Here is a 19198-nt window from a genome sequence, read left to right as displayed (position 1 = left end):
ATCTCATCTCCTTCTATTTCTATGAATAAATCAATATCATCCCAAGGATCATGCCCACAATGACAAACAAAGTCGTAAGCTTTCCCGGGCATTTTTTCTGCGCGTGCGGGATCATCTCCCCAAGCGTTATATAGAGCATGGCTCCACTTGCAAAACTTAATGTCACCGCAAGGCTGCTCTCACTTACATCACCGATAAAATATCCAAGCAATCCGCCTATCATGATGGTGATACCGCCAAACGCAGTCAACAATACGGTTTTAAACTTGGACATTCCGCTAGCCAAAAGGGGAGCTGACACAGACATTCCTTCTGGAATGTTGTGGATCCCCACTAAAATAGCAAGAGTCACTGCCGGGCTGCTCCACGCAAGAGAATGTCCAAGATAAGATGCACCAATGGTCATCCCCACCGGAATGTTGTGAAAAGCAATGGCCACGATCATAACGATCCCGCTCAAAAACATCTGAGAGTCCAGCCCTTTCATACGTTTTGCTGCTCTGTGTTCCACTACTTTGTGCAGAAAATGTACAACCAAAAAACCGGCAAGGATCATCAGGGCGATCATCCAGATATCCATCGGTGATTCCGTTGCATGGTGGAGAAGGTCAAAAAAGACGATACTGAGCATCATCCCAGCCGCAAAGCTCATCAAAAGACTTAATGCCCTGTCGGATTTTCTCCTGGCAACAACACCCACGCATCCCCCGATTCCGCTGCACACAACTCCTGACAAAAAGGTTAAACCTATCAATACAATCATTTCACTATTACCTTACGGAAGTTTTTCTTCCCACGTTTTAACACAAAATCTTCTGCAAAATCTTCTTTTTTGTAAAGAACACGGAAGTCCGTCACTTTTTCTCCGTTCACGGAAACTCCGCCCTGCTCTACAGCACGACGTCCTTCGGATCTTGTCGGCACAAGGCCACTCTTTACAAGGATGGAAATAATATCAATCTGGCCATCCTGGAAATCCGTATCCTCAAGCTCTGCTTTTGGCATATTTTCCGCATTCCCGCTGGAGAACAGCGCTCTTGCTGCTTCCTGTGCCTTCACAGCCTCCTCTTCTCCGTGCACCAGTTTGGTAAGTTCAAATGCAAGGATTTCTTTTGCCTTGTTCAACTGGCTGCCCTCCCATTTATCCATGGCATCGATTTCTTCCAGAGGAAGGAATGTGAGCATACGGATACATTTGAGCACGTCTGCATCCGCAACATTTCGCCAGTACTGGTAGAAATCAAACGGAGATGTTTTTTCCGGGTCAAGCCATACAGCGCCTGACTGTGTTTTTCCCATCTTTTTCCCTTCTGAATTGAGAAGAAGTGTGATCGTCATGGCACACGCATTTTTCCCCAGTTTACGGCGGATCAGTTCTGTACCGCCGAGCATGTTACTCCACTGGTCATCTCCTCCAAACTGCATGTTGCATCCATATTTCTGGTACAGCATGTAGAAATCGTAGCTCTGCATGATCATGTAATTGAATTCAAGGAAACTTAAGCCTTTTTCCATTCTCTGCTTATAACACTCTGCTGTCAGCATACGGTTTACGCTGAAATGAGGTCCCACTTCGCGCAGAAGTTCAATATAATTTAAATCCAAAAGCCAGTCTGCATTGTTCACCATCAATGCTTTTCCATCGGAAAAATCAATAAACTTGCTCATCTGTTTTTTGAAACAGTCACAGTTGTGCTGAATCTGCTCCGGCGTCATCATGGAGCGCATGTCTGTTCTTCCGGATGGATCTCCGATGTATCCTGTCCCTCCTCCGATAAGTGCGATCGGCTTATTTCCCGCCATCTGCAGACGTTTCATCAGGCACAGTGCCATGAAATGTCCTACGTGGAGACTGTCTGCTGTAGGGTCAAATCCAATGTAAAATGTTGCCTTTCCATTGTTGATCAGCTCTCTGATCTCTTCCTCGTCTGTGACCTGGGCGATCAACCCTCTGGCCTGCAATTCTTCATAAATTCCCATTTTTCTTCTCCTTTGCTTTCAAACTTTCTATCGCATCCTACGGCGAATTTCTAAAATACTTGTAAATAAAAAAACCTCGTCCCTTCTTATTCTTAAAAAAGGACGAGGCAAATCTCCCGTGATACCACCTTTATTTACAGACAGTTCACACTGCCTGTCTCCGTAAGTCTCTCGCATCCGCAACAGTATGTCTTAAACTCCATCGGTCCGTCTGCGAAAAACTTTGGCGCGTTAACGTGCGCCACCCCGTCACAGCCTACTAATCAATCTGTTCGGTGTGCTGCTCCAAGATGTATTCACAGTCTATTTTCCATGCTCCTCTCATCAACCGGCCGCTTTCTGTATGCTTTTATACACTGCTACTTGTTCTTTTCTATGCATTTCGCCGTATGATGCCATACTAAACCATTCTATTACGTTTGTCAACCCATGAGCACCTCAATTACCCTTATTCGGCCAGTTTTTTCCCCAGCTCCACGCAGGCTGCCTGTGCTTCATCATCTGGCGCCTCGTTCGCGGTCACACCTTCTGCCACAAGCTTTGCGCCGGCGTTCTGCACATTTTCCTGCCAGGTCCTCATCCACTCTCCGTCTCCCCATCCATAGGATCCAAAGAGAGCTACCGGTTTTCCTGACAATTTCGGTTCCAGACTTTCATAAAATGGACTAAACTCTGACTCCTCCAGTTCCTCGACTCCCATGGACGGGCATCCAAGCGCCAGCACATCATAGTCTGCCGCCTCATCTGCGCTGATATCAGAGACTGCGAACACCTTTGTCTCGGCCCCTGCTGCCCGCAGTCCCTCTGCTACTTTTCCTGCCATTGTCTCTGTATTTCCAGTACCACTCCAGTAAATTACTGCTGCTTTCATTTTGTATACCTCTTTTCATTATAGATTACTTTCTCCACAAAGTTAGCTTTAACTAACTTTATGTCTGTTAGTCTACATGCCAAGTCTGGAAAAGTCAACATATGCTATTGAGTTATTTTCTCATTTTTATTCGTCCTTCAGAATATTTGTCATGCTCTTAAGGCCAATCCCAAGCGTGGACGTATTGTGCAGAAATGCAGATGTCGAAGGAGCAATGACTCCCACAACTCCCAGAATGATCAGACTTAAATTAAACCCTATGATAAAACGGTAATTTCCCTGGATTCTTTGGAATACTCCGTTGCTGATTTTCTTGAGCACCACAAGCTGGTGCAGATTACTATCTGATATCATAATATCTGATACTTCTTTTGCGATCTGTGCGCCTTCACTGATGGCGATTCCTGCGTCCGCCGCTGAAAGCGCCGGGGAATCATTGATGCCATCCCCGATCATGACGACCCTTCGTCCCTGTCTTTTTTCTTCTTCTACAAAGGATGCCTTATCTTCGGGCAGCACTTCCGCGTAGTATTCATCCACACCTGCTTTCTTTGCGACCGCTCTTGCAGTGCGCTCGCTGTCCCCGGTCATCATGACGATTTTTTTAAATCCGCAATCTCTTAGCTTTTCGATCACTTCCGCTGCTTCCTCTCTTAAAGGATCTTCAATGCAGATCACCGCTGAGAGCACACCGGAAATCGCCAGGTAAAGATGAGAGTATTCATCGCTGATAGAATCAAATTTTTCCTCTTCCCCCTGCGGGATCACGCACTGTTCATCTTCAAAGACAAAATGCCGGCTGCCAATGATGACTTTTTCCCCGTCAATTTTTGAGGAGATTCCATGGGCCACCACATACTCTATTTTCGTATGTCTTTCCTCATGTTTCAGCCCTTCTTTTTCTGCCTGCTTTACAACTGCATTTGCGATGGAGTGTGGATAATGCTCTTCCAAACAAGCTGCAAGTCTTAACATCACGTCCCGTTCTCTTTCCGCAAATGTGATAATCTTTGCAACTGTCGGCTGCGCCTTTGTCAGAGTCCCTGTCTTGTCAAAGACGATGGTGTCTGCCTGTGCCACAGCCTCCAAAAACTTTCCACCTTTTACCGTGACACAATGATTCTGGCATTCCCTCATTGCCGACAGCACGGTCACAGGCATGGCAAGTTTCAGGGCGCAGGAAAAATCCACCATGAGGACCGACAACGCCTTTGTGATATTTCTTGTCAGCAGGTACACAAGTCCTGTTCCCAAAAAAGTATAAGGCACCAGTCTGTCTGCCAAATGTTCTGCCCTGCTCTCCACCGCAGATTTCAGTTTTTCGGAATCTTCGATCATGTTTACGATCTTTTCATACCTCGTGGAGCCGGATGAGGATTTTATCCGGATCAAGATTTCCCCTTCTTCCAGAACCGTTCCCGCGTACACATACGCTCCTTCTGCTTTTTTTACCGGAATGCTCTCCCCTGTCATGGATGCCTGGTTCACCATGGCCTCCCCGAAATGTACGATCCCGTCCAGTGGAATCATATGTCCGGTCTGCACACGGATGATGTCGTTTTCCTGGATCTCCTTCACCGGCACAAGGACTTCCGACTCGCCGTTCACAAGCCATGCCTTCTCTACATTCAGCGCCATACTGCTTGCAAGATCAGCGACGGATTTTTTGTGGGTCCACTCTTCCATAACCTCCCCGGTCTGTAAAAGAAACATCACGGACTCTGCTGTCTTATAATCTTTTCTCAGCAAAGAAACGCTGATCGCCACTGCGTCAAGAACAGGAACTTCCAGGTTTCCTTTCAACAGACAGTGAAGTCCTTTTTTTATAAACATAAATGCATTCCATGCCATTCGGATATGCCTAAGCGGGGACGGCAGAAACCATTTATATACGTAGCGTTTTACAGCCATCAGGATGAGCTTTTCCTGATACCAGGATGTCAGTTCCCGCCCTGTGTGCTCAGGTACAAGCGCCTGTATTTCCTTATTCTTAAAAGAAAATTTTACAATTTCTTCAAGAAGTGTTCCCCTGTCACCTGTGAATGTGACCGCCGCGTCCGCACTCCTTTGATATACTTTTGCCCCTGTCACCTGTTTTATGGATTTTAAATAATATAAGAGCATATCCGCCTGCGTGGAGGAAAGTCTCTTCTCACTTAAGGAAAATCGGATACGCCCTTGTATCTCATGCTTAATGGTAATTTTCATCTCTGTCTCTTAAGCCTCTTCGGATACTGTCTCCTCTTCCTTTGCTGCCTTTTCCTCGCCAGCGCTTTCACCGGAGACAATTTCTTCTTTTGCGCGGCTTTCATTGATTGCTTTTGCTTCAGCCAGAATATCCTCCGCATTCTCCTGCACAGTGGTCACAGTGTCAAGAACACATTCCCTCACTCTCAATCCGGCTGCTGTCATATGTACATATGCTTTTTTGGCATCTTTGCCGGAGAGCGCCTTCACACCTGCTGTCCCAAACAGAACCCCTCCTGCAAACAAACAAATTTTTTGTACTACTGATTTACTGATCATTTTTCATCCTCCTGTCAATTTTTGCTTTTTCTATTTATGTTTGTATCCTGTATAAAATACCATGAACATGCACACACAGGTTGCCCATGCCCAAAATCTGTGTTTCTTCATCTGCATCACTTCCTTTTTCCTGTGAATCCACACCTTATCTTTGGGTTTCATTCATTATACCCCCTCCTAAAAGGTTATCCAATGCTAACAATTGTTATTGATAATTTTTCTCTTTTCTTGCCTTTTTCCCAGGAAGAAACGCATGCATGAAATATACCAATAAAAGGAGCCATTGCTCCATAGATGATGAATCATCTATTTCACAATGGCTCCCTTGCGTCCATCAATATTTATTTTCGGAAAATTCCTAAGACTGTCCGTTTTCCTGATTGTCTTTTTTCTTTTTGTACACCTTATATCCTGCAACTGCGGCAATACCGACAACTGCGATCACAAGTACGACAATGTACGGTACAGCATTGAATTCATCTCCGGTTTTTGCGGATTTTACATTCTTTCCACTCTTGTCTGTGGAAGTATCCCCGGTTTTTCCTGTCTCGTTTTCCTGGGATGTCTTCTGTTTGTCATCTGGTGCTGCTGTATCTTCTGTGTTTGCCGTTGATTTTGTATCTGTTGTTGCCTGGCCTTCTCCTGTATTCCGGGAATCATCTGTGCTCTCGCCGGATGCCTTAACAACCAGCCCTGCGATTGCAGCGCGTACACTTCCCGCAGCTGCTTTTACCTGACTTTCATCAGCCTGTCCGTCGTGGTATACGTCTGTTGCATCTGCCACTGCATCCAACAGCGCCTGGTAACTTTCTGTTGTGTAAGCTCTTGCATCTTTTGCATTCGCCTCTTTGAGAACGTTCTCCAATGCTGTCTTGTCCGGTTTCAGCCTGAGTTCACTCATTGCTTTTAATAGTGCTCTCCATGCAGTGTCTACGTCCTCCTGCATTGCATCCCCGTCTTTCAGAACCTCTTTGGCATTTGTCAAAGTTTCGGTAAATACATCCTGGCCTTGTTCCAAATATTTTCCAAGATCGATCGTTTCCGCCATGTCCACTACTTTCTGTAGTTCCGTCTTGTCTCCCTGTTTAAAACTAAAGTACTGCACGATCTCCAAAAGATTCCATGTAGCCTCGTCAATCTGGGTCTGTGTGACGGAAACACTGCCGCTTTCCACATCTTCAAGAATCTTTTGTGCTGCTGCCAGTCTTTCTTCATATTCAGCAACTACAGATTCTACCACACCATCTGTATCCAAATCTTTGACAATGCTTACAAGATATTCCAATACCGATGTACGAAGTTCACTTGTTGTTGTGTTGATGGTAAGAGTCACCTCTGTGTCTTCCATTGCCACACCAGGGATTGCACTTACGACACCTTTGACTGTGTAAATTCCTTCTCCTGTCTGCGTAAGACTGTCCTGATTCCATGTTACAGGAAGTGTTGTCTTCACATCATCTTCCAGTACAACTTCCACTTCTTTTGGAAGGTCCATGTTTTCCCATTCAGTTCCTGCCTCAACTGTGACGGATTCTAATTCTGCGATAGACTTGACGCCTCTTTCCTCTGCTGCCACTGCATATGCGTCAAACAGTCCAAATCCCTGCTGTGAGTTTCGTCCTTCCGGGAGCGTAATGCGGATATATCGGGCCGTACCTTCCACTGCGTCATAAGGACGGATAGCGGATGCCGGAGTTGTTGTATGGTCTGCCAATGTCTCCCAATGTTCCCCGTCAATAGAACCTTCGATAAGGTAATAGTGATCTTCCTCTGTATTCCATGTCATCTGAATGTTATCCAGCTCATAGATACCTTTTGTATCTACCATCCACCACTCTTCCCCTGTTGTTGCAGGATACCAGAAGTAATTCGGGACACCGTTGCTGCCGTATTCCGGCATACTTCCTTCCGCGCTTGAAGACGCAGTCATTTCTTTTTCTCTGGAAACGCTGACAGGTTTGTAATCAACTTTTTCACCGTATGCTTCCACTTCCCAGATACATGGCCAGTATTTGCTCATATTTCCTGTTGTGATATCGTAAATTCTTAAGTACTGTACTGTCTCGTCCAGCTGGACATCCACAAGGTTACCGCATCCTTCACCATCACGGAAATCCTGGATGTCTTTAAAGTGTTCGCCATCTGTGGAGCCCTGAAGAACAAACTTGTATGCGCCTTCCTCGCTCTCAAAATGGATTTTTACATTTGACAGCTGGTATGTTGTTCCAAGATCCACCTGCCACCAGTGATCTTTTGTACCCTGGCCGCCTACTGCGCACCATTTTGTCTGCATGTTTCCATCATTTGCGTACTCTGCCTTTTCCTGACCATTTCCACCAACGTTCACACTGCTTGCCTTTACCGCTTTGTTAAGGGCTATGTTTGTAGATTCTCCGGTACCGGACACTTCTCTTAACACCGCCCATTCATTATTTGCCTGTTTTGTAAAATCAATCCGAACATAGCGTCCTTTTACATTTTCAAATGTAAATGCAGTATCTGTGCTTCCTTGGCTGTTGTCCACGACAATATACTGGTCCACATTTTCATCGGTAATCGGTTCCTCTGCCACTGCGATCGTATAGTAATAAGCAATACCTGCTGTTTCCAGGGAAAGATTCAATGTATTGATCTTTGTGGAAGATCCAAGGTCCACCATCCACCACTGAGGATAAGAACCGCTGGATGCACACCACTTTTTATTGTCATCTCCGTCAACCGCATACTCTGACAATTCACTTTTACTTGCATCCGGTTTGATGTTTTCCGTGCTTGCGCTTGTGGCTTTTCCAAGGAAGATATTTGCATCTGCTGTTTCCTGGAATTCATACTCGTCAGCATCTCCTCCTTCCGGCACTTCTGGAAGTCCTTCCACTGCCTCTGTCTCAAGAACAATGGATGCCGGCGCAAGTCCGTCTGCAGATGCTGTCAATGTGATGTTGCCTTCCCCACGTTTACTCTTTACCCAAACTCCAAGCTGTCCGCCTCTTACCTTTATCGTCTTTGGTCCGACAACAAGTCCAGGACCTTCTACACTGAAACTTACTTCATCATAAGAATCTGTCACTACTGTTCCATTTTCATCTACAATATTTACCCAAAGCAGTTTTGCATCGCTGCCATCCAGCTTGATTTTACCGTCATTTCTTTCCACAAGCTGTACACTCTGTGCTGCTTGCGGTGCTCTTCTTATATATTCAGCCTGTTCCACACCATCGATTTTCCCAACTGCCTTAAGCTCACCTTTTCCTGCCTCATAATCGCTAAGATCAAAGGTAATCGGTGCATATTCCAGATTTTCTGTGCTGATCTCTTTACCTGCATCCGCACTTGGTGAATTTACTTCACTGGTATCTCCATGTGGTCCCCACATTGTCTCATCATGGCCTCTCTCTTCGATCAGCTTTCCGTCAAGATACAATGCCACTGTATCGCAGTTGCTGAACACTCTCACTTCTGAGTTGTCTGCATCCTGATCCCAAAGGTTTGCAATATAAACCATCGGTCCGCTCTCAATTCCATATTCGGAGAGGTCGATATCCGGATCTCTCTGGCTTCTGTAGAAATATGCAGAATGCTTTGGAATTCTGTAAATATCCACAACACCGCAGTATGTCAGCGTACCGGCGTCAAATCCTGCATAATCTGCATAATCCCAGTACATGGATGCGCCCACATAATCTTTGGAATTCATAAGTGCAACGCTCTCCTGCGCATTGTCAGACTGGATGAGCATACCTTCATCTCCGCCTTTTTTGCCGTAAGTATTGTCTTTTTCACGTGTGACACGCGTTGTGGAATAGGTTCCTCCATATGTCCAGTCGCCATACTCTGCAACAATGATCGGTTTATTTATGTTATTTGCATTTTCTGCTCCCTGGGAACCGTTCCTAAAGATTGCTGCCTGTGGTGTTCCAAGGCCGATATCCCATGCATTCCACTGAATACATCCCGCTGTCCATGCATAAGAATCGCCATCCTTTGGATACTCTTCTTTTGCAATCCGGTTCATCTCAACTGCCCAGTCATATGTATAGTTGCTCTCATTCAAGCTTGTCTCCCAGGCCATGATACTTGGATGATTTCTGTGTCCGCGGATCGTTGTTCTAAGTTCTTCATAAGTACTGTTCTTGAATGCCTCAGAGTTGTTGTAGTACTGCCATCCGGATGCACATTCCAGAACCATAACACCGTATTTGTCACATGCATCATAGAATGCATCTACATGTGGATAATGGGACATTCTCAGGAAATCAAATCCATTTTCTTTGTATTCTTTTATTTGCTGATAAATTTCACTTTCCGGCAGTGCATTGCCAAGCATATAGATTTCTGTGTGAAGATTTGCACCGTCCACTTTTGTCAATTCATCATTGACATAGAGCCCTTCTCGTTTCCACTCTACCTTGCGGATACCATATGTGGTGTCCACACTGTCTTTTTTTACTCCGTCTACCTTTACAGTCGTGCGGACTGTATAAAGTTCCGGTGTGTTGGTGGACCAAAGTCTTGGGTTTTCCACTTCCATGGTTTGGTTGTAGTAAACGGCACCTTTGGATTCAATATCCTGCTGATCTGTCTTTGTTGTCACAACCTTACCATCCTCATCGATCAGCTGTGTCTCCAGCGTTGCCGTCCGAGTCTCATCGCTTAAGTTTTCCACATGAGTTTTTACTTTGACAGTTGCCTTCTCCTTACTTACATCCGGCGCTGTGATAAACACTCCGCCTCCAGCCACTTCGTCTGCCTCCACTGCGTCTGTAATGTGTACGGGATCTTTTGCCGTGATGTATGCCTCTCCATAGATGCCGCCCCAGTACTGGAAATCAGGATTGGTTTTTCCCGGAGCAAAATTGGTGTTTGGCCGGCTGTCCATTTTGATCGCCATCACATTGTCGCCGCCGTAATTTACTTTGTCGGTCAAGTCAATGACAAATGGAGTATATCCGCCTTCATGGGTCATGATTTTTTCGCCATTGAGCCAGACTTCGGCTTTCTGCATGGCTGCCTCAAAAGTCAGGAGCAATTCTTTTCCTTTTAAACTTTCATCAATGGTAAAATTCTTGCGGTACCAGCTGATCCCAAGATAGGCCTCCTTGTTGTCCGCATCATAAAATGATGTAGAGTGAGGAAGATTCACATATACCCAGGACTTGTCATTAAAACCTGTCTGGTCAGCCCCGGACACATCCCCTTTCTTGTAATGCCAGTCATTGTTGAAGTTCAAAATCTGTCTGTCTGTTTCCTGGTCATTTTCAACCATCACTGCTGACGATGGCTGAGTATCCTGTGCCTTGGCTGGAAATACCGGCGAAAAGGCCGATAAAACCAGCGCTGCACTCAATGCCAGGGCCATAAATTTTTTCTTTTTCATTCACAGTCCTCCTTTTTCTGTAAAAACATTTAGCTACAATAAACTTATTGTATTCCTTTGTCCAGAAAAAGTATTTTAAAAATCTTATGATAAATGTACAATTTCCTCACATATGCATCAATTTATTTCCTCAATTATTCTGGTTCACATTTTTCCAGGAATCCATACCGCACAACTGTATAATATCTCCATAAATTGCTGGTTTTACGATCAGAAAAAAAGATGTATGGACGGATACCACCGCCAAATTCTTGACCCGGCATTAGTTTTTCACAACATAAAACGAGGGTATCGCTCCGTCTGTTTTGACGGTTTTGCGATACCCTCGAAATTTTTATTCATCTTTTCAATTTTATTATTTCTCGTCTACCTGAGGACCTGCAGAAACTAATGCTTTACCAGCTTCGTTTCCTTCGTATTTTGCAAAGTTCTTCACAAATCTCTGTGCCAGATCTTTTGCTTTTGTCTCCCACTCAGCAACATCTGCATAAGTGTCGCGAGGATCCAAGATGTTTGTATCTACACCTGGAAGCTCTGTTGGAACTTCGATGTTGAAGTATGGGATTTTCTTTGTAGGAGCTTTCAGGATATCTCCGTTTAAGATCGCATCGATGATACCACGTGTATCTTTGATAGAGATACGTTTCCCTGTTCCGTTCCATCCTGTGTTTACAAGGTAAGCTTTTGCTCCGCTCTGTTCCATTCTCTTGACAAGCTCTTCTGCATATTTTGTAGGGTGCAGCTCTAAGAATGCCTGTCCAAAGCAAGCAGAGAATGTAGGTGTCGGCTCTGTGATTCCGCGCTCTGTACCTGCAAGTTTTGCTGTGAAACCGGACAGGAAGTAGTACTGTGTCTGCTCCGGAGTCAGGATGGATACCGGAGGAAGTACTCCGAATGCGTCTGCTGACAGGAAGATTACTTCCTTGGCAGCCGGAGCGGAAGAAACCGGACGTACGATATTGTTGATGTGGTCAATTGGGTAAGATACACGTGTGTTCTCTGTCACGCTCTTATCTGTGAAATCAATTTTACCGTTTTCATCCAGTGTTACGTTCTCAAGAAGCGCGTTGCGTTTGATCGCATTGTAGATGTCCGGCTCAGAGTCTTTGTCCAGGTCAATAACTTTTGCATAACATCCGCCTTCAAAGTTGAACACACCATTGTCATCCCAGCCGTGCTCGTCATCACCGATGAGAAGACGTTTCGGGTCTGTGGAAAGTGTTGTCTTACCTGTTCCGGAAAGACCAAAGAAAATTGCAGTGTTCTCTCCGTTCATATCTGTGTTTGCAGAGCAGTGCATGGATGCAATGCCTTTCAGCGGCAGATAGTAGTTCATCATGGAGAACATACCCTTTTTCATCTCTCCGCCGTACCATGTATTAACGATAACCTGCTCACGGCTTGTGATGTTGAACATAACTGCTGTCTCAGAGTTCAGACCAAGTTCTTTGTAGTTTTCTACTTTTGCCTTGGATGCATTGTATACAACGAAGTCCGGCTCAAAGTTTTCCAACTCTTCAGCTGTTGGCTGGATGAACATATTTGTTACGAAGTGAGCCTGCCAAGCCACCTCAACGATAAAACGGATAGCCATACGTGTATCTTTGTTTGCACCGCAGAAAGCATCTACTACAAAAAGTCTTTTGTTGGAGAGTTCTTTGATCGCGATGTCTTTTACTGTGTTCCATGCTTCTTCTGTTGCAGGATGATTGTCATTTTTGTATTCGTCTGAGGTCCACCATACTGTGTCTTTTGAATTTTCGTCCATTACGATGAACTTATCTTTTGGTGAACGGCCTGTATACACACCAGTCATTACATTAACCGCACCAAGTTCACTGACCTGTCCTTTTTCAAACCCTTCCAGAGTTGCTTTCGTCTCTTCCTCAAATAACATTTCATAAGAAGGATTGTGTACGATTTCTGTGGTTCCCGTAATGCCATACTTGCTTAAATTGATTTCTGCCATCTTACTTTAACCTCTTTTCTTTCATAATATAGTAATATCATAAGAATCCGACTGCGCGGAGCTTATCATATCAAGGCAGGAAAGTAAGGTTGCCAAACTTTCCTACCATTCATTATACATACTCTAGCAAAGAAATCCAAAAAAATCCATGTTTTTTTCTCAAATAATGATATTTTTTTAACGGAACCCAGTCTAATAGAGCCTTCTTTTTCTACTTTTTACCAGAACCGCGGCACACACTGCCATTGCTGACAATGCTGCAGCCATTACTGCTGACATCATTGCAGAATTTACGTCATCTCCTGTTTTTACAGATTTTGCTGTATTTTCAGCTGTTTTTTGAACAGCTTTTTTATTTGTATTTGCAGTGTTATCTTTGTTGCTGTTATGTGCTCCTGATACAGTGGTCCCTGCAGAAACGTTTTCTTCATCCTCTTGTTTTTTGTCCGTTTTCGCAGAAATCGGTATCAGTTTCGCAATTGCATCTTTCAAATTGTTTTTTGCTGCATCCACTGCATGCTGATCTGCATTTTCATCTGCATATACTTGCCGTGCATCTGCCAATGCTGTATGCATCAGGGCGAATCCTTCTGTCTCGTATGCATCTTCTTTGAGACCTGCAGCCTGGCTGATCAGCTCTTTAAGCGCTCCCTTATCTGGTTTCAGTCTTAAGTCCACCATTGCCTCAAGAAGAGTTTTCCATGAAGTATCTACTTCTTCCTGCATTGCATCTTCATTTTTCAGTACCTTTCTTGCTGTTGCAAGTGCATCTTCAAACGCTGTTTTTCCAGTTTCCAGATATGCATCCAGCTTACCTTCTATTTCTGCTGCCATTGCAACTACTTTTTCCAAGTCTGCTTTGTCACCCTGTTTAAATTGCAGGTACTGCATTGCCTTGATCAGATTCTGCCAGCTTTCATCTATCATGCTCTGAGTAATGCCTTCAGCCCCTGCCTGTACATCTGCAAGCAGTTTTTCGGCATCTGCCAGCACTTTCTCAAATTTGGATTTTACAGTTTCAATTACATTTGTGGTATCTGCTGTCCGTGCAAGATTGATTGCATATTCCAAGATTGCTGTGGATAATTCTTCTTGTTCTGCAAGTTCTTCGAATGTAAAGGAATGGAATGCCAGTGCGCCTTCTGCAAGTTCAATTTTGATATCTTTTACACCTTTTATCTTTCCTGCTGGAATCTCCACTGTAATATCTGTATCATTTTCAACGCCCCATCCTCCAGTTCTCGGAATAGTGACCTGAACGTAATCCTTTTTGCCGTCTCCATACCATACATTCAGTTTGGCAATTGACTCCTTCTCTGTTTCCGATCTTCCGTTTGCAGCTCTGACTGTGAGACGTATTGCTCCTTTATCTCCAAAATCAATACCTTGGAAAATCAGTTCTTCACCTTTATCAAACCCTCCGACAACCTGATCTTCCTTGCGTTCCAGTTTTACTCCGTTTCCTGTGGTTTCATCATAATTTCTTGCATATGTAATTGTATATGCAGATTTCGCCTTTCCGGTTTCTACGAGCTGATCCAGTGTTTCATTCAATCTATCTGTCACATTTTTCACTTCTTCAGCGTTAGTAGTATCCACTGTTTTTGCTGTATCATATGCTGCTTTTAATGCTGCTACAGAGTCCTGCGTATAATACAGCGGTTTGATTTCTAATTTCCGGAATATTGTTTCTGCTTCTTCCAACGCCTTAGTATATTCCTTTGGAACTTCTTGGGCCTCAGTAAACACAAGTGCCTCAAAATCAAATTTGGTTCCCTGATCAAAAGATACAATCAAGTTCTGCACGTCCTTAATTCCGGCAAGCGGTACTGTTTGCTTAAAGAAAGTTTCGGAGGATAATTCATAGGCCTCCCCTTCTCCTGCATGGAAAATAAATGGTATTACCTGTTTCCCTTTTTGGGAATCCTCATATTGAATCGTTCCGGTAACATCCGCATCGGATAAGGCGCGTCCCTGGATTGTCATCTTACTGCTTCCTTGGTTGCCAAAATCTACATTATTAAACTGAATTTTTACTTCATTGGTAATTTCACTTACATAATTCTGCATTACACGATGACTTCCGTTTTCTCCATCCGTGATCACAATATCTGCAGATACGGATTCCGGATCCAGCTGCTTATACGGATTCATAAAAATTTGTTCTGTTTCTTTAAATCGGAAATAATTAAAAGCAATTGCACCAACTTCAAACTCCAATCTTAGATTTTTGACTCCAGTCTGCCTTGGAATTTCAAATTCCTGAGAGCAATATGTACCCCATCCGTTTTTCGTTGGCTCAAACTCCACTTTTGCAATCAGCTCATCTGTATCGTCATCATATATATCGATAAATTCAGAATAATCATTTGCATTTGCCCCATTGATAATAACTTTATCAGCACCGTGATCTCCAAAATCCACTTTTGGGTATTTCAGATAAGAAGACTTGGTCAACCCTCCTACTGCAGTTTGATTTTCTGAAGATCCCTCTTCTTTTCCGCTTTCGTTTCTTACTCCATCTGATGCATCACTGTAAGTTTCCGCCTCAATTCTCTCATACGCATCTGAAGAATCCGTGTTTTTTATTACAGCTTTTAATTCTTCAACTGTAACCTCCGCTTTTGGCGCAAACTCATCTGATGCCATATAATCCAGGATACTTCTGTAAAGCTGTTTTGCCTCCGGATACTCTTCGATTTGGTTCTTCAGATCAAATGTGCACACCATAATTCTGCCTTGTCCTACATTTGCTTCAAAAAGACTTCCTAATTTTCTTCCCCATTGCATGTGGTCGATATTCCATGCAAGAGGCTCAATTTCTTTTGGCAGATTATCGAGAATCAGTGCTCTGGAACCTTTCATTAAATGAAACCACTGATAATCATTGAAATACTCTGTCGGGAAATCCTTAAATACCGGATGTGTATTCTGTACATACATTCCCATTGTGTGTGCATCTTTGTCTGACTTGTGGAACATCCTGCTCCAGTAGTCTGTTGTCCATCGCACAGCTGTGCTTTCCGGCAGTGTTCTTGTGTTTGGTGTCGGAAGCAATAATACTTTTCCGCCCTCCTCTAAAATCTTCTGGGTATCCTCATCCAGCTGTTCTGCAACTGTCACATTTTCAGGAATCTTTGTGCTGACATCAGACGGATATACCCAAATATCATAGGTATTGGTATTTCCAATTTTTTCGGAACCGATTTCCAGCGTAAGTTTCACAGCCTGAGACACTTTATTTAATGGAGCAGTGATCTCTCCCATTGTTGTTACTTGTCCCTGTTCGACAGTTTTTGCATCAAGTGTTCCGGATTCCAGAATCTCATCTCCATCTTTCAATCTCCAGAAAATATCCGCATCTGCAATCTTATCAGGGCTGTAATTTGATACTATTGCCGTTGCTGTTAATGTTTGATCATTTGTAAATACAAGCTGCGGCAATTTCCCGAGAACAACTGTCTCCTGGTTAAAGTTTTTATACTGTTCCTTTGTAAAACCACCTTCTTTATCTTCCATAAAGTTATCAAGAATACCTACATGCGCTGTCCCCTGTCCCGGAAAATCCTGAATGCTTAAAAGCTGATATCCGGCAAGATCATTTGATCGAAGAGCTGTCTCCATGTCTGCACGATATCCGATTGCGGACACTCTTGCAGATACTTTTGAAAAAATCTCATTCATATACAACAATCCGTTTGATTCCATCAGATCCCTGTAATATTTCAAGTTCCTTGCCTCAAAAACACCCCCGGAATATTTCGGAATTTCTTCGTCAAAATTTGGAAGAACCTGATACTGACCTGCTTCATGATTCATAATCGGCTTTTCATATCCTTCCAGGGCTCCATCATATGTATGATCTGTATTCGGATCCAAGGTTTCGATCGTTCCTCCCCCTTTATCATCTGCCCATGAAAAGGAAATACGAATCTGATCTTTCTGTGCAGTGGAATGTGTCTTACATGTTGTCCAGTAGTCATCTTTTTCATTAAAGGAAGGATTCCAATAATTATTGTTTGTACCTTCCGCATATAATCTGGTATCATCTACAGATTTACACAGGTCTGTCCATTGATTTACATAAGTTCTGTTATCCGATGACACAGTGTCCAGCTCGTTACCGCAGGACATCATGACAAATGACGGATGGTTTGCCAAAGCATGTAAAATGCGCACTGCTTCATCCTTAAAGTAATCTGCGGATTTCGTATCATTTCCATTTGGCTTAAATGGAGTTCCTCCAAATCCGTACAATTCCGGCTGCATATAGATTCCCAATTCATCTGCTGCCTCAAAAGCCGCTTCCGGTGGCGTCCAGGAATGAAAACGGAAAAAGTTGATTCCAAGCTCCTGTGCTTTTCCGAAAAAATCTAACCATTCTTCTTTTGTCATATATGGATATCCTGTCAACGGAAAGACAGCAGAGTTTCCTTCTCCACGCAGGAACGTTTTCGTTCCATTAATCGTAAATTTTCTGTCAGCATAAGAAAATTCTCTCATTCCGAAAGATTCGGTCCGTTCATCTTTCTCACCGTCAAATTCAAGAAAAAGATCTATATGATACATTGCAGGGTCAAATTCTGACCAAAGTTTCGGATTTTCACCCATTGCATAGGTAATGGCCACATCCTGTATCTCGTCCCCGTTCAAATTCACCGGAAATTCCTGTGTCTGAACTTCATCTGCATTTCCCTCATGATTATAGCTTTTTGCAGATATACAAAGCACAGCCTCTCCTTTTGCCTTTTCGCTGTTTTTTATCCTCATTTTAATATCTGCCGTATTTTTTTCAATATCAGGATAAATACGGACTTCGTCCATGGAAACCATATTTTTGGCTTCCAACTGAATCTTTCCAATAATACCATTCCAGTTAGTCACTGTCTCTTCCGTTAACATATGACTGCCTGTGGATATCGGATAATCGTCATTGGTCACTTCAATAGTCAGTGTGTTCTCTTTACCAGGTTCAAACTCTTCTATCTGGTAAATCTGAGGCACACCTAATGCATTATTGGAACTGCATATAGTCTGTTCTTTTCCGTTCATCCACACCCTTGTTATCTTGGTACGTTCCATAAGCAGTGTAACTGATTTTCCTTCCCAATTCTGAGGAATATACACTTGTTTTTGGTAGACTGCCGGTCCTGTATAAGTATATTTCCTGTTGAGTTTGTTGGTAGAAACAGATGAATTTTTTGTACCTTTCTCATTCTCATCCAGAGTTCCCGGTAAAACACAGACGTCTTCTAATTTCTCATCGGATGAATCATATGACCCTAGTTTCAGTCCCCAAGTTCCTGCCAGAGATTTTACCTCTGCAATCACATGATCCTGAAATTTCTGAATCGCCATCTGAAGATCCAGATAACCTTGATGAACGCTTTCTGAATCCACATCCCCTTTCTGCAATAATTCTTCTGCTGTTTGAATCGCTGCCTGCAATTCTACTTTTGATTCTTCTGAAACCTGGCCTTCTTCTGTACCAACGGAGGTATTCTGTAGCAGTTCATTTGCCTGATCAATCAATTCCTCTAATTCTTCTTTACCATAACGATTCTGCTTTGATAAAAAGATTTTAATCTGATCTTCCAGCACATACGCTGCCTCCTGGCTCTGTTCTTTTGTTGTATCAGGAGCTGCTGCAATTGTCTTTGCATCCGCAATGGCTGTCTCCAATGTCTCATATGCTTCCTGCGGATATTTTCCAACCTCATCCCCCACCTGAGCATTATCCAATATGCTTTCTGCCTCTTTTAGCGTGTTCCACAATTCTTCACATGTCAGGTCTGTTGTCTCAATATTTAACTCTGCGCAAGATGCAAAAGTATCATTTCCCTCCAGCCGAACGTATCTTGCCTGTACAGAATCAAAGGAAACTGTTTTTTCCGTTTCATCAACCTTCCATGTACCTGCCGCAACTTCCTGAAATTCCTTTCCGTCCATACTGACTGAAATTTTGTAATTTGTGATCATTCCATTTGTCCCGCTGTTTTGTCTTGGAAGGTAATACAGCTTTTGCACTGGCAAAGCTTTTCCCAAATCAAGAATAATCCAGTGCGGCGGCTTGGCTGCTGTACCTGACCATGTGGTGTGCCACATAGTTTCTGGTTTCCCATCCAATACATTTCTTCCAAAACATTGATCACTGCTTGTCTCCTCGCTGGACACTTGCGGAGTCATCATAAACTGAGGAATCAACACACCTTTCTCTTTTGCCTGCGGCTGGGACATCATTTCTGGTGCTGCATAAACCGAAACAGGTATTCCTGCGAAACCTGATATCCCAAGCGTGAAAACACAGACAAATGCAAGTACCTGTTTTCTTCTTTTTTTGCACATAATTTTTCGTCTTTTTTTCATTTCTTTTCCTCCTCGTATAATAAGTTTGTAAGCATAAAACAGCTTACAGACTTATTCTTTTTTGATTAGACAGAAGGATAATTCTAAACATCCTTTCAGAAGAGGCTTCTTC

9 protein-coding genes are annotated in these 19198 nt (G+C 43.4%); all 9 read right to left on the bottom strand.

The features are described 5' to 3' along the window. Window positions 1-19: 19 nt before the first annotated feature. Window positions 20-763, bottom strand: a complete 744-nt coding sequence (locus B5F18_RS09625) for a ZIP family metal transporter (protein WP_087157452.1) — start codon at window positions 761-763, stop codon at window positions 20-22. Then, window positions 760-1980: a tyrosine--tRNA ligase gene (gene tyrS / locus B5F18_RS09620; RefSeq protein ID WP_087157451.1), complete on the bottom strand. Its 1221-nt coding sequence runs from the start codon at window positions 1978-1980 to the stop codon at window positions 760-762. Before tyrS ends, B5F18_RS09625 begins: the two co-directional genes overlap by 4 nt. A gap of 448 nt (window positions 1981-2428) precedes the next feature. Continuing rightward, entirely contained in the window at window positions 2429-2851 is a 423-nt protein-coding gene (locus B5F18_RS09615; protein WP_087157450.1) for a flavodoxin, read from the bottom strand. Window positions 2852-2977: 126 nt separating this feature from the next. Further along, window positions 2978-5059: a heavy metal translocating P-type ATPase gene (locus B5F18_RS09610; RefSeq protein WP_087157449.1), complete on the bottom strand. Its 2082-nt coding sequence runs from the start codon at window positions 5057-5059 to the stop codon at window positions 2978-2980. A gap of 9 nt (window positions 5060-5068) precedes the next feature. Next, complete coding sequence (locus tag B5F18_RS09605) at window positions 5069-5377, bottom strand: DUF6110 family protein (protein ID WP_087157448.1); 309 nt, start codon at window positions 5375-5377, stop codon at window positions 5069-5071. Between the two features lie 30 nt (window positions 5378-5407). Beyond that, window positions 5408-5539, bottom strand: a complete 132-nt coding sequence (locus B5F18_RS12830) for a hypothetical protein (protein WP_275532827.1) — start codon at window positions 5537-5539, stop codon at window positions 5408-5410. Window positions 5540-5735: 196 nt separating this feature from the next. After that, complete coding sequence (locus B5F18_RS09600; RefSeq protein WP_087157447.1) at window positions 5736-10751, bottom strand: discoidin domain-containing protein; 5016 nt, start codon at window positions 10749-10751, stop codon at window positions 5736-5738. 355 nt (window positions 10752-11106) lie between these two features. Then, window positions 11107-12720, bottom strand: coding sequence for a phosphoenolpyruvate carboxykinase (ATP) (gene pckA, locus B5F18_RS09595; protein WP_087157446.1), 1614 nt, complete (start codon window positions 12718-12720; stop codon window positions 11107-11109). Window positions 12721-12912: 192 nt separating this feature from the next. After that, window positions 12913-19086 carry a carbohydrate-binding protein gene (locus tag B5F18_RS09590; RefSeq protein ID WP_087157445.1) on the bottom strand — a complete coding sequence of 2058 codons (6174 nt, stop codon included), beginning with the start codon at window positions 19084-19086 and terminating at the stop codon, window positions 12913-12915. Window positions 19087-19198: the final 112 nt, after the last annotated feature.

The organism is Lachnoclostridium sp. An181 (genome assembly GCF_002160325.1).
Taxonomy (GTDB): Bacteria; Bacillota; Clostridia; order Lachnospirales; family Lachnospiraceae; genus An181.
Note: the sequence above shows the minus strand (reverse complement) of the source record. Positions and strands in the feature narration are given on the sequence as shown.